The organism is Actinoallomurus bryophytorum, from assembly GCF_006716425.1.
Lineage (GTDB): Bacteria > Actinomycetota > Actinomycetes > Streptosporangiales > Streptosporangiaceae > Actinoallomurus > Actinoallomurus bryophytorum.
The window spans coordinates 261,987-275,195 of record NZ_VFOZ01000003.1 but is presented as its reverse complement, the minus strand read 5'-3'; the positions used below and the strand labels follow the sequence as shown (position 1 = coordinate 275,195).

Genomic DNA, 13,209 nt, shown 5'->3' with positions numbered 1-13,209 from the left:
GAGCCCTGACCGAAGTGACGATGGTGGCGAGTCCCTCCATGAGGACGGTCGGGCGGAAGCGGAGGTAGCGTGATCATCAAGGGGTGGCACAGCGTGTCCGGGACGTTCACCGGCGTGGTGGTCATCACGGTGGCCGCGCTCCCGTTGGCCGCGCTGGTGGTGTGGGCTCTGGCAGGCCGTCGACGCGTCACCGGCACCGCGCCGGCTTGGGCGTGGCGGATGTCGCTGGCCGAGGTCGGCATCGTCTACGGGACGGTGCCGTGGGTATGGATGATCATGTCGCCGGGCGGCCGGGCCGGCACCGCCCGGGTGAGCCTGGTACCGCTGCGGGACCTGTCCCACGTGCTCGCGGCCGGGCCGGGGACCGCGACGGGCCAGGTCGTCGGCAACCTGCTGGTGTTCGCGGCACTGGGGTTCTTCGCCCCGCTGCGGTTCGCCTCGCTGGCGTCGGTACCCCGGATTCTGACCCTCGCGGCGGGCTGCTCGGTCTCGGTCGAGGTCGCGCAGTACGTCCTGCGGCTGGACCGCGTGTCCTCCGTGGACGACGTACTGCTCAACGCCGCCGGCGCCGGGCTGGCCGCGCTGGCGTCACGCCGCTGGTGGCCCGCCACGGCCGGCACGTCGCCGGACCGACCTCCGCCGGCCCCGGTACCCGGCTCCGCCACCCCGCTCACGGAACCGGAGCCGTACGGGTCATGTCGATAGCCACAACGGAACGGTCAGTGGCGTCAGCGTGCTGGGGACCGCGGAGCCGCCGCCACTGACCGTTCGCAAGGGGAACCTGCTTATCCGCCTGAAGAAGGCTGCTGCCACGGTTTGTCCACGACGGCCGTCTTCAGCAGGGCGTCGCGATTTACTGGCCTTCCCGTCTTCGCGTCGGTAAAGGCCGATCCGAGGTAGTGGTAGGTGCGGGAGTCGACGATGATCTGTTCGCGAAACTTGCCGTCGCCCGAAAGGGACGTGAAAGCGTCACCGCGCCGTCCCGCCGCGTCGAGTACGCCACGCTGGAAGCCCACACCGCCGATCTTCGGGAAAACCCGGAAAAGGCCCGCGCTCACCCTTGGCGGCAGGGGGTAATTGGCGAACAGTGCGCGTATCAGACTCATTGTCTGGTCCAGCCGGGTCCGCATTGGAAGGTTGGCAAAGAACTTGCCGCCTGGATTGCGGCGCAGGTATCTAGCTTCCATTTGGTCGATCACAGTCTCATGGGCGTCTACCTTCGTGTTGATCCAGGCGAGCAGGCGATCCGGGTCACCGGGCAGTGCGGCGACCTCTGCGTGGTCCAGCACCGGTGGCCACAGGGTCTTGTCCCTCTTGAAGGTGCCGATGAAGCCGCTGTCCTTCGGCGGCATGGCCTCCAGGGCGCCGTCGCCGCGGAACCAGTACTGGTTCACCGTCGGCTTCCCCGTACGGTCTCCGTCGCTCCAGTCCAGGGACTTGATGTACAGCCACTGGTCTTTGCGGGGGTAGGGGGGCGGCTGCTTCTCGATGGCCTGGGCGGCGCGCTCGGCCAGTTCCTGGGCGTTCGCCGCCGGCGCGATGACGCGGGGCCCGCCGGATGGCAGAACCGACGGCACCACGGCGAGACCGGACACGACCGCCACGGTCACCATGGCCGCCACCGCCGATCGGCGGCTCCACCAAGGCCGTACGGACCGCCGCGCCGAACGTACCGGTCCGTGGATCTCTCGCATCAATGCGGCCCGCGCGGTGCGTTCCGCCTCCGATGTGATTGGCGGAATGTCCGAGCGCATTCCAGCGATCCTGGCTATATCGGCCGCTCTAGGGTCATTCACAATCACACCTCCTGAATCCGCGTCGTCGGGTCGGCCCCGAGCGCCGCCTGCATCTTCTTGCGCGCCCGGTGCAGCCGGGACCGTATGGTGCCGATCGGCACTTCAAGGGCCTGCGCCATCTCCTCGTAACTGAGTCCGCCCCAGGCCGCCATCAGCAGGACGTCCCGGTCGTCCGGTGACAGTCGCCCGAGCGCCTTGGCCATCCGCCGTTCATCCATCTGGGCGGTCACCCGGGCGGCCACGGCGTCCGCCATGGGCTCGGGTAGGGGATCCATGCCCGTACGGTGCAAGACGCGCAGGTACCGCTGTTCGCTGCGCCGGTGCCTGGCGACCAGGTTGGTGGCGATGCCGTAGAGCCAGGGGCGGGCCATGGCCCGTTCGGTGTCGTAGGAATGCCGCCGCCGAAACGCGGCGAGGAAGGTCTCCGCCACGATGTCGTCGGCGGCATCGGTGCCCAGCCGCCGGGCGACGTAGTGGTGAATCTGCTCCACGTAGCGGTCGAACAATCCGGCGAAAGCCTCCGGGTCGTGCCACGAACGTCGGATCAGGGCGGCGTCTTGTTCGTGGATGTCATGGCCGGACGCCTGCCGTGCGGTGTCCGCGCCCGTCACACTGCGACCCAATGTCGTCTCACCAGATGGCTCCTTCACGGATAAGAGGCGATGGTCACACTGATGTCTCCCGAAGCCCGGGGTCGAGTTCGCGGAAATTCCGCTTTTGAAAGGTCTCCACGGACGTATATCGCTGACCTGCGGAGACTCAGGAGGATTGGCCACGACAACTGAATGGCGCCCCGATACCCTGCCGGCCGGTTACGTTATGCAACGACCTGTCACTCACCGCGCTCGACGCGGTCTCCCCTCCCGGAGGTTCCGGAATGGTGGCACAGCGCGACCCGTACGATCTGCCCGCGGTCCGGGCGTTCGCCGCCGAGTTAGCCGCCTGGCGGTGCGACGCGGGCTCCTCCAAGATCGAACTCGCCGAGACGCTGGGATACACCCCGCAGCTCATCAGCCAGTTCGAGGCGAGCAAGAACATCCCGTCGAAGAAGTTCGCCGAGGACGCCGACACCCACTTCGAGACCAACGGCGTGTTCGTACGCCTCTGGAAACTGATCAACGAGACGCGTCACCTCGCCGCACTGCCACCGGGCTTCAACGATTTCGTCGCGCGTGAAGCCGCGGCGTCCACGATGCATGTCTTCGAACCCAACGTGATCAAAGGAATCTTCCAGACCCGCGAGTACGCCTACGAGGTAATGAGGGCGGGCCGCGGTCTCGAGGAGATCGAACAGCTCGTCAACAAGCGCATGGACCGCCAGGAGATCCTCAATCGGCCGGAGCCACCGCGCATCGTCGCCATCTTTGATGAGGTGGCCATCCGGCGGACGATCGGCGACCACCAGGTCATGCGCGGGCAGATCCATCGCCTCACCGAGGTGGCGGAACTGCCCAACGTGACAATGCAGATCGTTCCGAGTGGCAAGGGCGCCTATCCCGGGCTGATGGGAGCGTTCACCATTCTGGGATTCGATGACGGTCCGGAGGCGGTATACGCGGAAGGGCACGTGGGCGGCCAGATCACGGCCGATCGTGCCATCGTCCGGGAATACAAGCTGCGCTACGATTTGATCAGGGGAGCAGCGGTCTCCGCAGATGAATCCCTAAAATTACTCCACGTGACTTTGGAGAGTCTATGAGCGCCCTCGACCTGTCGCCTGACCAGTGGCGTAAGAGCAGCCGCAGCGGCGACACCGGTGGGGATTGTGTCGAGGTCGCCACGCTTACCGTGGACGTCCGGCCTGGCTAGGTGCGGCCCGTTTCCACAGAACCGATAGCGTTTCGGCCGTGACGGGGTTCCTCGAGAAGACGTTCGGGCTTACGGGCCGGGTGGCCATGGTGACCGGCGGAAGTTCCGGCATCGGGCGCGGCATCGCGGGTGCGCTGGCGGGGGCGGGAGCGAGCGTCGTGCTCATCGCCCGGCGCGAGGCCGCCCTGCGAGAGACGGTCGCCGACCTGGAGTCCGGCGGCGGCCGTGCCGCCTACGTCGTAGCCGACCTGGGCGAGCGTACACAGGTGGCACGGGCCGGCGACGAGGCGGAACGGGCGTTCGGCGAACCGGACATCCTGGTGAACTGCGCAGGTATCAACCTGCGGCCGCCCATGGACGAGCTGGACGAGCCCGCCTGGGACCACACCATGGCGGTCAACCTGGACGCACCGTTCCTGCTCGGCCAGCGGTTCGGGCCGGGCATGGCAGGTCGCGGGCACGGCCGCATCATCAACGTCGCCTCCCAGCAGTCGTTCCGCGCGTTCGGCAACAGCGGCGCGTACGGCGCCTCCAAGGGCGGACTGGTCGCCCTGACGCGCTCACAGGCCGAGGCCTGGTCCGCACGCGGCGTGTGCTGCAACACGCTGGTACCCGGCTTCGTGATCACCCCCTTGGTCACCCACATCCCCCCAGAACGCCACGCCGCGATGGCGGCCCGCACCCTGATCGGCCGCAACGGCGAACCGAACGACTTCGCCGGCGCCGCCGTCTTCCTCGCCAGCACCGCCTCGGCCTACGTCACCGGCCAATCGATCTTCGTCGACGGCGGCTTCTCCGTGCACTAGCTCAGCCGTCCGGGGCCACCGGCCCGTCCGAGGTGAGGACGCGGATGCGCGGCTGCGCTCCGGTCCATAATGGTCGGCCATGCGGCTCTCATGGACGCACGTGGGGCGGATCTGGACCAACGGTGAGCCGTTCCTGGCGATGGACGCGCGCTTGCGTGAGCACTGGCACGGCGGCACCGACGAGGACGCCTTCGAGGAGATCTGCGACCTCGGGTGGGAGGTGACGGGCCTGCCGGTGGGGCCGGACCGGGCGGCGCTGGTGGGCACCGACGGAGTCGTCGGGGACGAAGGATGGCTCGAGGTCTTCACCGCCGGGCACGATGCGCTCGCCGTCGTTCAGGTCTCCGGCGCGGACTACGGCTCGCTTCTCGGCACCGCGCTCGGCTTTCCCACTGGGGAGGACACCCCAGGCGACGTGATCGAGGTGGGCAGCGGCGCGCTCGCGCTGTTCAGCGCCGCCCTGGACGGTACGGGGCCGGACGGCGCAGAGCTGGTGCGCGCGGACCCGGGACCGCCACCCGTCACGAGACCGCGGACGCCGCGCGGCATCGCCCCCGGTCTCCTGGTCGCCATGGACCGAGGTGCGTACACGCTCCGCGTGCGGTGGTACACCGAGCTGGGAGACGACGGCTGTTTCGCGCGCTGGCTGCTCATGCCCCGGGGCGACGACGGCTAAGGCCCGGCCGAGTACTCAACGAGGTGCTCGGCCAGCGCCCGTACGGCCCCGCGCAGCTCCTCCGGCGTCCGGATGACGAACGGGCACCCAAGCCCGGCCAGCAGCTGCGCCATGCCGTCCAGGCGTTCGGCGCGGGTCCGCAGCAGGACGCCGCCCTCGGTCTCGCTGAGCGTGCCCACGGTCGGCGGGATCCGGCGGCGCGCATCGGCTAGGGGCGTTTCCAGCACGACCTCGACCTCATGCGCGTACGGCACCGACGCCAGCGACTCCGTCACCCGCGCGACGGCGTCGAACCCGCCCGGGTCCGCGTAGGTGGCCTCTAGCGGCACCGCCGACGTGACCCGGTCCACCCGGAACGTGCGCACCTGCCCGCGCCGGTGGTCGAACCCCGAGGCGTACCAGCGGCCGGAGTGGAACACCAGGCCGTAGGTGTCCAGTTCGCGTTCGCTGTCCTCGCCCTTCCACGAGCGGTACGTGAGGCGTACGCGATGGCGGTCGCGCGCCGCGGCGGCCAGCACCAGCAGCACCGAGGCGTCCGGCATCGCCCCCTCACGCGGCATCAGGGTGAACCCGAGGGTCTCGTGCAGCGCGGCGACGCGGTCCCGCAGTTGCGCGGGCAGCACGCGGCGGATCTTGTCCAGGGCGCCGTCCGTCGCGATCCCGAGTCGCTGCCCGACCAGCAGGCCCAGCACGACCGCCACCGCCTCGTCGTCGGTGAACATCAGCGGCGGCAGCTTGTACCCGGGCAGCAGCCGGTAGCCGCCGTAGCGTCCGCGCCGTGCCTCCACCGGGATGCCCAGCTCGGCCAGGCGCAGGGCGTACCGGCGTACGGTGCGCTCGTCCACGCCGAGGCGGTCGGCGAGTTCAGGGCCGGTCAGCTCACGGCGTGTCTGGAGCAGTTCCAGCATGGCCAGCACGCGCGTGGTCGGATGCGACATCGCCTCTCCCGTCATTCCCCGGCGAATATGCCATTTATACCGGGCGGACCCTGTCCGGATTCGCCTCTAGCGTCGGGGGCACACCGAACGGAAAGGAAATGCGTGATGGCGACATTCGTACTGGTCCCGGGGTTCTGGCTCGGCGCCTGGGTGTGGGACGCGGTCGGGCGGGAGCTGCGGGCGGGCGGCCATGAGGTGCATCCGGTGACGCTGACCGGGCTCGGCGACCGGGCGCACCTGGCAACGCCCGAGGTGGACCTGGACACCCACGCCGCCGACGTGGTCAACGCGATCGAGTACGCGGGGCTGGAGGAGGTGATCCTCGTCGGGCACAGCGGCGGCGGCCTGCCGGTCGCGCTGGCCGCCGACCGGATTCCCACGCGGCTGTCGCGCGTGGTCTACCTTGACTCGGCGCCGCTGCCGGACGGGATGGCCCAGTTCGACGTCAATCCGCCCGAGGCGCAGGAGGAGATCGAAAAGCGGGTGGCAACCGAGGGTGACGGCTGGCGGCTGCCTCCCCCGGCCTTCACCGGAGAGGACCCGGTCAACCAGGCCGGGCTGAGCGAGGCCGATCTTGCGCTGCTGCGCGAGCGCGGCGTGCCGCAGCCGTTCGCCACGGCCCGGCAGCCGCTGCGGCGCGACCACCACACGTCGGTGCCCGAGACGCTGGTGACCTGCATCTTCCCCGAGCCGCAGGTACGGCAGATGATCGCGGACCGGCACCCGATGTTCGCGGGGTTCGACGGACCGCCGCAGGTGGTGTCGTTGCCGACGGGGCACTATCCGATGCTGTCGCGGCCCGCCGATACGGCGCGGATGCTCGGGTCACTTGCCTGACTCGGCGCGCTTCTTCAGCGCGGCGTTCATCGCGTCGAAACGCGAGCAGTCCGCGTCCATGGTGCCGTGCATGAACGGCACCGCGATGCCACGGAAGGTCTCGGCCTGGGTGAACCTCACCCTGCCCTGACCGGCCGGCTCGATCGTGAACCGCTGCTCGCCGTCGGCCAGGCCGCCGATCTCGTGAAAGTCGTTCGCCCAGCGCAGCTCACGCCCGGGTTCGGCGGCCCGTACGGTCGGGCGGATCGTGGAGACGCCGCGGTCGGAGTGGACGCGCAGGGTCAGGGTCCGGCCCTTGACCGCCTGGCCGTCGACGACGGTGATCTCGGGATTCCAGCGGGAATAGGCGCGCAGGTCGGTCAGGACGTCCCAGACCCGGTCGGCGGGTGCGGCGATCTCGACGGACCGGCTGACGGTGTACGGGTGGCCGCGCCCCCACAGGTAGAAGGCGACGAACACGATGACGGGCGCGAGGATCCCTGCAAGCAGCCGCCTCACCATGCACGGGAGCATGCCACAGGCGTCGCTTATCGGACATACGGGTAGGGAATTTCCTACGCTTGACAGGTAGGAGATTCCCTACCTATTGTCTCCGCTACGGCCGGAGACCGGCCTCGAACGCCCCCGGCGCCGCGTGCCGGACCTGCGGTGATGGTCGGCGGCGCCGCCTCGCGACGTCCTTGATGAGGAGCACTTGTGAATGACGACCCGCGGACGATCCGCGTCGACGAGTTCCTGCCCCACCCGCCCGCGAAAGTGTGGCGGGCGCTGACCGACTCCGCCCTGCTGGCCCGGTGGCTCATGCCGAACGACTTCGAGCTGGAGATCGGCCACACCTTCACCTTCCACGGCACACCCCAGCCGAAGGCGGGGTTCGGCGGCATCGGCCACAGCGAGGTCCTCGACTTCGAGACGGAGCGCATGCTCAAGATCAGCTGGTGCGCCGATCCGGATGACGCGAGCGGGCTCGACTCCACGGTGACCTTCGTCCTCGAGTCCGAGGGCGCCGGCACCCGCCTGTTCCTCACCCACGACGGCTTCGATCCGGAAGACCCCTACCAGGTGGTGGGGCGGCGCTTCATGGGCGGCGGCTGGCCGCGCATCGTCAAGGGCATCGACGCCGCGATCAGGGACGGCGTCCAGGTCGGACCGTGACGCCGGAACGGGTCAGCCGACCTTGACGGAGTCGAGCACCTGGTCGAGGTCGCCCTGGTTGGCGAAGGTGTCGGGTATCGAGACCCACAGCTCCCCCAGGCGCCGGTTCCCGAGGTCGACGACCATGATGGCCACCGTGTCGGCCGAGAACTTCCAGTGCCGCGTCTTGGCGGCGGTGAAGTCGAGCCGGAACCGCTCCAGCCACGCCTGGTGCCCGTCCACGGCGCGCGCCCCGGAGAAGATCGGGGTCCGGTCGGCGGCGAGGTCGAAGTTCTCGTGCATGATCCGCGCGGTGACGTTCCGGTCGACCGTCGACAGGTTCTGCGGGCCGGTGTAGCCGGCGCTCTCGGCGGCGCGCGGGACGCCGGACAGGCTCGTCGCGTTGAAGCTCTCGTACTGCTCGAACGGCTCCTGCACGACCGACACCTGACCTCCGCTGAACATGTCCGTACGCAGCCAGCCGCTGTCGGCGGGCGTCCACGGCGGGCCCAGCCGGTCGTAGGAGATGCCCGCCTTGCCGTCGGTGACCGTGCCGATGACGGCCGACCGGGTCACCTGCGCCGTGGCGGAGGCGGAGGCGCTCGCGGTCACCGAGGGCGAGGCCGTCGGCTCGGACCCGCCGTCGCCGTCGTCGCCCGCGATGAACATCACCGCGACGATCGCGACCACCACGGCGACCAGCCCGGCACCACCCGCGAGCACCCAGGGCAGCGTGTTGCGACGGGCCGGCTGTACGGGGACCTGCCCGTACGGGGGCTCCGGCTGCCCGTAGAGCGGGACGGGCGGGTCGTACAGGGGTGCGGGCTGCGGGCCCTGCGCGCGTTCGGTCTCCTCCGTCCACTGCCCGCCGTCCCACCAGCGCAGCAGGCCGGGGGTGCCGTACGGATCGTCGTACCAGCCGGAAGGAGTTTCAGACACGTCGGGCAATGCTAGAGGAACCGCCACCGTCCGGACGAGGGTTCTCCCAGGTACACGGTCCCAACGCCCCTCGCGTCGAAGGGTGGAGTATGGCCGGCGTCAGGCGGCGAGGCGGGTGATCGCGGCGATCGACCGGTCCACGTCCGCCTCGGTCGTGGTGGCGTTCGACACCGAGATCCGCATCAGCCGCCGTCCCCGCCAGGTCGTACCGCCCGCCCAGCAGGTGCCGTCCGCCTGCACCGCCGCCACCACTTCGTCGGTGCGCGCGTCGTCGCCGAAGGCGACCAGCACCTGGTTGAGGACCACCTCGTTCACCACCTCGAACCCGGCCGAGGCCAGGCCGTCGGCGAACCGGCGGGCCAGCGCGCAGCAGCGGTCGACCAGTGCCTCGACCCCGTCGCGGCCCAGTTCGCGCAGTCCGGCCCACGCGGCGAACCCGCGGGCCCGGCGCGAGGACTCGACGGTGAGCTCCGATCCCGCCGGGGCGCCGCCGGAGCCGACCAGGTACGCGGCGGCGTAGGACATGGCCGCCGCGTGCACGTCGGGCCGGGCGCAGAACGCGAAGGCCGAGTCGTAGGGGAGGTTCAGCCATTTGTGACCGTCGCAGGCCCACGAGTCCGCGAGCTCGACTCCGTCCACGAGATGCCGGGTCGCGGAGCCGGCCGCGGCCCACAGCCCGAATGCCCCGTCCACGTGCGCCCACCCACCGTGCCGGTGGATGAGTTCGCACGCCTCCCGTAGCCGGTCACAGGCGCCGGTGTTCACGTTGCCGGCCTGAAGAGCCACGATGGTGGGGCCCGGGGAGCCGGCTCGCAGCAGCGACCGCAGCGACCCGAGGTCGATGGCGCCGTTCGGCCCGGCGGGCACCGGCTCGACCACGTCCGTCCCGAGCCCGAGCAGCCGCAGCGACCGGTCGATCGTCGCGTGTCGCTCGTCCCCGGCGATCACCCGGATCGGCGGCGCTCCGAGCAGCCCGCGGCGTTCGACGTCCCAGCCCGCGTCCGCCAGCACCTGGTGCCGGGCGGCGGCGAGCCCGACGGTGTTGGCCGCTTGGCAGCCGGTGACGAAACCGGTCGACGCGGACGGCGGGATCCCCAGCAGGTCCTTCAGCCAGGCGCCCGCGGCGGCCTCGGCCGCGATGGCCGCCGGCGACGTGACGGCGTTGTGCGCGTTCTGGTCCCAGCCGGCGGCGAGGATGTCGGCCGCGGTCGCCGCCGGCAACGCGCCGCCGATGACGAACCCGAAGTAGCGCGGGCCGGCGGTGGCGACGAGACCGGGCCCGGCCGCGGCGAGCAGGTCCGCCAGCACCTGCTCCGGTGGCGAGGGGGCGGAGGGCAACGGGCCGGAGAACGCGTCGAGCAGCGCACTCTGGTCGATGGGTACTCCGACCGGCCGGTCCGGCAACGACCGCCGGTATCCGGCCGCGTGGTCGGCGGCCGAGCGGAACAGGCGACTCATTTCCTCCACTGACGCACCATATCCGCCGCCACGCCCTCGGCCAGGGAGCAGAGTGGACGGCGTCCCCGCCGGCCGATCGGCAGGAGCCCCGTCATCCCGTACCGAGCAGGGCTTGGAGGCCCTTGACCGCGCTGCGGCGGAACGTCGCGAAGTCGTGCCCGCCGGGTGCCTCGTGGTAGGTCACGTCGTAGCCCTTGGCCTGGAGGACCGTGCGCAGATGCCGGTTGGCGGCGCGCTGGTCGACGCCCGGTGACAGCGGTGACGCGCCGGTCTCGAGCAGGCCGACGTCGACCCAGAACCGGACCGGCCCTCGTGGCGCCGCGGCGTACTGCCGGGTCAGCCACTCCGGCTCGCCGTCCTTGCCCCAGCCCTCCGGCGCGGACAGGAAGCCCCACCAGCGGGCTGTCCGAGACCGACGGCACCGCCCCGAAGACGTCGGGGCGTTCGTAGGCCGCGAAGCAGGCGGCGAGGCCGCCGAGGCTGTTCCCGCCGACGACCACCTCCGCGGACAGGTCGTACGCCGACCGCAGCAGCGGCAGCAGCTCCTCGGTGGGCATCCGGGTCGTGGCCGGGTGGCAGGCCATCTCGGTCATCCGGGCGCTCATGCCGTCCGGCGGTCGTCCACGAAGGCGACGACCGCCGACGCGATCGCGCCCTCCCCACCGGCTCCGGCGATCTTCGCGGCCTGCGGGAAGAGGCGGCGGGGGTTGAACGGGTCGGCGTAGGAGCGTTCGCGTGACTCGGCCACGAGGCGGCCGAGCAGTGCGAGGTCCTCGTGGTCGGCGTCCAGGAACGGGTCGTCCACCAGGTACTGGTAGACGGTGGTGACCCCACGCGGTGCGACCACGCTGAGGTGCCACACCTGCGTGTCCGCCACCTGCCGCATCGGATGCGAGATCGCGTTGCGGTCCTCGAACAGCTGGGCGCCGCCCACCGGCACCTGCCGCTGCGGCCCGATCCGCACGAACGTCACCAGCAGGTCCGCGCCGGAGGGTTCGACCAGAGGCCCGCCTGCGGCGCGCAGGTCGCCGACAGGGGCTTTACCGCACTGACCGTGGAGGGCGTGGCGGCCCGGTCAGGGGTGCACAAGACCACGGTCTACCGGCGGTGGGGAAACGTCGCTGGCCTCATCGCCGACGCGCTGGAGCTGGCCGGGGGTGAGCCGTGGCCGGTGCCCGACACCGGCACGATCGAGGGCGACCTGCGCGCGCTCGCCCGGCTGGTCGCCGACGGTTTCGCCGATCCTCGCGAGGGCCCCGTCTCGACCGCCTTCGTCTCCGCCGCGATGCACGACGCCGACGCCGCCCGTGCCCTGCACGCCTTCTTCATGGCCCGCCACGACCAGTCCTCGGCCATCGTCACGCGCGCCGTCGCGCGCGGCGAGCTGAGCGCCGACGTCGACCCCGCCGAGGTCGTACGCGCCGCGGTCGCGCCGGTCTACTACCGGCTGTTCGTCTCCCATGAGCCGGTCGACGCCGCGGTGGCCGACCGTGCCGCGGGCGGGGCGCTGGCCGCCGCACGTGCCGGGGCGCTCAACGCGTCGGTCTGACGCCGTCGAAGTCGACGACCAGCCGGCGGGGCCCGCGCAGCGAGGAGCTCGGACGGTACGGCGGCGGGTCGGCGACCGCCCGCGGGTTCCGCAGCCGCCGCGCCAGCTCGCCGAGGGCGACCTGCGTCTCCAGCCGGGCCAGCGGAGCGCCGAAGCAGTAGTGGATGCCGCCGCCGAAGCCCAGGTGCTGGTTCGCCTCGCGGCACGGGTCGAAGCGCTCGGGGGCGCTGACGTAGTCCGGGTCACGGTTGCCCGCGGCGAGTGCCAGCACGATCGGCGCGCCGCGCGGGATGGTCGTGTCGCCGACGGTGATGTCATCGAGGGCCACCCGCGTCGCGGGAAAGTGCACCGGCGGCTCGTAGCGGAGCAGTTCCTCGACCGTGCCGTAGACCAGGTCCGGTTCGTGCCGCAGCCGTTCCAGCGTCTCGGGGTGGCGCAGCAGGGTGAGCATGCCGTTCGCGATCAGGTTGACGGTCGTCTCGTGCCCGGCGACCAGCAGCAGCGTCGCGGTCGTGACCACCTCGGCGCGCGACATGCCGCCCTGCTCGCCGCCCCCGGCCAGCAGGCCGGACAGCAGGTCGTCCCCGGGATCGCCGAGGCGGGCGTCGGCGAGGTCGCCGAGATAGTCCCCGAGCGCGCCGGTGGCCCGGTCGCGCCTGCGCTGGCGCTCGGCCATGTCGTCCTCGCCGGGGCCGATGGTCTCCACGATCTCGGTCGACCAGCCGTGGAACTTCGGCTCGTCCTCGCGCGGCACGCCGAGCAGCCGGCAGATCACCGTCACCGGGAACGGGTAGGCGACGGTCTCGACGAGGTCGGCGCGCTCCCGCCCGGCGAGGGCGTCGATCAGCCCGGTGACGATCGCGGCGAGCTCGGGCCGCATGCTCTCGACCCGGTCCGGCGTGCCGGGCGGACCGAAGTGGCGCATCGCCAGCCGCCGCAGCCGGTCGTGGTCTGGCGGGTCGAGCGCGATGAAGGCGGGCGGCTGCCCGGACACGCCCGGCTCGCGTGCCGCGAAGCTCTCGTCGAGGTTGCGGCGGTCGGAGCTGATGCGCGGGTCGTGCAGCAGCGCGACGATCTCGCGGTAGGTGCTGACGACGTAGCTGCCGTCCTCCTGGAGCGTCACCGGAGTCTTGCGGAGCTCGGCGTACAGCGGGTACGGGTCGGCGCGGTTGGCGCGATCCAGGATCCGCCCGAACGCACGATTCTCGGTCATGTTTCCTCCTTCGTCGGAGGAGTGACCAGGGGACTGTGCCTTCTGATTCCCTCA

Annotated in this window: 16 protein-coding genes and 1 pseudogene; 8 read left to right on the top strand and 9 right to left on the bottom strand. The window is 71.0% G+C overall.

The features are described from left to right. Positions 1-69 precede the first annotated feature (69 nt). On the top strand, positions 70-705 hold the full coding sequence (locus FB559_RS42610) for a VanZ family protein (protein ID WP_221640739.1): 636 nt from the start codon (positions 70-72) through the stop codon (positions 703-705). 80 nt (positions 706-785) lie between these two features. Here the strand turns inward: FB559_RS42610 and FB559_RS42605 are convergent, their stop codons facing one another. Next, the gene (locus FB559_RS42605) at positions 786-1,754 is read right to left on the bottom strand and encodes a CU044_5270 family protein (protein ID WP_141963781.1); all 969 of its coding nucleotides are present in this window, start codon (positions 1,752-1,754) and stop codon (positions 786-788) included. 44 nt (positions 1,755-1,798) lie between these two features. Further along, positions 1,799-2,407: an RNA polymerase sigma factor gene (locus FB559_RS42600; protein ID WP_141963779.1), complete on the bottom strand. Its 609-nt coding sequence runs from the start codon at positions 2,405-2,407 to the stop codon at positions 1,799-1,801. A 266-nt stretch (positions 2,408-2,673) separates the two neighbouring features. Between FB559_RS42600 and FB559_RS42595 the strand changes: the two genes are divergently transcribed. From FB559_RS42595 to FB559_RS42580, 4 genes are all read left to right on the top strand, one after another. Next, positions 2,674-3,495, top strand: a complete 822-nt coding sequence (locus FB559_RS42595) for a helix-turn-helix domain-containing protein (protein WP_141963777.1) — start codon at positions 2,674-2,676, stop codon at positions 3,493-3,495. After that, positions 3,492-3,605: a DUF397 domain-containing protein gene (locus tag FB559_RS42590; RefSeq protein WP_141963776.1), complete on the top strand. Its 114-nt coding sequence runs from the start codon at positions 3,492-3,494 to the stop codon at positions 3,603-3,605. Before FB559_RS42595 ends, FB559_RS42590 begins: the two co-directional genes overlap by 4 nt. A 38-nt stretch (positions 3,606-3,643) precedes the next feature. Beyond that, positions 3,644-4,411 carry an SDR family NAD(P)-dependent oxidoreductase gene (locus tag FB559_RS42585; RefSeq protein WP_246122928.1) on the top strand — a complete coding sequence of 256 codons (768 nt, stop codon included), beginning with the start codon at positions 3,644-3,646 and terminating at the stop codon, positions 4,409-4,411. A gap of 79 nt (positions 4,412-4,490) precedes the next feature. Further along, positions 4,491-5,087: a hypothetical protein gene (locus FB559_RS42580; RefSeq protein WP_141963774.1), complete on the top strand. Its 597-nt coding sequence runs from the start codon at positions 4,491-4,493 to the stop codon at positions 5,085-5,087. Here FB559_RS42580 and FB559_RS42575 read toward each other — a convergent pair. After that, complete coding sequence (locus tag FB559_RS42575; protein WP_141963772.1) at positions 5,084-6,025, bottom strand: helix-turn-helix transcriptional regulator; 942 nt, start codon at positions 6,023-6,025, stop codon at positions 5,084-5,086. The two genes, FB559_RS42580 and FB559_RS42575, sit on opposite strands and share 4 nt — an antisense overlap. Positions 6,026-6,130: 105 nt before the next feature. Between FB559_RS42575 and FB559_RS42570 the strand changes: the two genes are divergently transcribed. Then, positions 6,131-6,862, top strand: coding sequence for an alpha/beta fold hydrolase (locus tag FB559_RS42570; RefSeq protein ID WP_141963770.1), 732 nt, complete (start codon positions 6,131-6,133; stop codon positions 6,860-6,862). On the opposite strand, the gene FB559_RS42565 is transcribed toward FB559_RS42570, so the two are convergent. Further along, complete coding sequence (locus FB559_RS42565) at positions 6,851-7,363, bottom strand: SRPBCC domain-containing protein (RefSeq protein WP_185792758.1); 513 nt, start codon at positions 7,361-7,363, stop codon at positions 6,851-6,853. The genes FB559_RS42570 and FB559_RS42565 overlap by 12 nt on opposite strands. Before the next feature lie 195 nt (positions 7,364-7,558). Here FB559_RS42565 and FB559_RS42560 point away from each other — a divergent pair, with 195 nt between their 5' ends. Beyond that, positions 7,559-8,017, top strand: coding sequence for an SRPBCC family protein (locus tag FB559_RS42560; RefSeq protein WP_141963766.1), 459 nt, complete (start codon positions 7,559-7,561; stop codon positions 8,015-8,017). A 12-nt stretch (positions 8,018-8,029) separates the two neighbouring features. Here the strand turns inward: FB559_RS42560 and FB559_RS42555 are convergent, their stop codons facing one another. From FB559_RS42555 to FB559_RS42540, 4 genes and pseudogenes are all read right to left on the bottom strand, one after another. After that, positions 8,030-8,935 (bottom strand): DUF2510 domain-containing protein, encoded by a 906-nt coding sequence (locus tag FB559_RS42555; protein ID WP_185792757.1) that lies wholly within the window; start codon positions 8,933-8,935, stop codon positions 8,030-8,032. Between the two features lie 99 nt (positions 8,936-9,034). Further along, positions 9,035-10,393, bottom strand: coding sequence for a pyridoxal phosphate-dependent decarboxylase family protein (locus FB559_RS42550; RefSeq protein WP_185792776.1), 1,359 nt, complete (start codon positions 10,391-10,393; stop codon positions 9,035-9,037). Between the two features lie 184 nt (positions 10,394-10,577). After that, positions 10,578-10,950, bottom strand: a pseudogene (locus tag FB559_RS42545) (hypothetical protein); the annotation flags it as partial. A 44-nt stretch (positions 10,951-10,994) separates the two neighbouring features. Next, positions 10,995-11,327 carry a hypothetical protein gene (locus FB559_RS42540; RefSeq protein ID WP_185792755.1) on the bottom strand — a complete coding sequence of 111 codons (333 nt, stop codon included), beginning with the start codon at positions 11,325-11,327 and terminating at the stop codon, positions 10,995-10,997. Here FB559_RS42540 and FB559_RS42535 point away from each other — a divergent pair. Further along, positions 11,283-11,942, top strand: coding sequence for a TetR/AcrR family transcriptional regulator (locus tag FB559_RS42535; protein WP_141963756.1), 660 nt, complete (start codon positions 11,283-11,285; stop codon positions 11,940-11,942). The genes FB559_RS42540 and FB559_RS42535 overlap by 45 nt on opposite strands. Here FB559_RS42535 and FB559_RS42530 read toward each other — a convergent pair. After that, the gene (locus tag FB559_RS42530) at positions 11,926-13,155 is read right to left on the bottom strand and encodes a cytochrome P450 (protein ID WP_141963755.1); all 1,230 of its coding nucleotides are present in this window, start codon (positions 13,153-13,155) and stop codon (positions 11,926-11,928) included. The two genes, FB559_RS42535 and FB559_RS42530, sit on opposite strands and share 17 nt — an antisense overlap. Between the last annotated feature and the right edge of the window lie 54 nt (positions 13,156-13,209).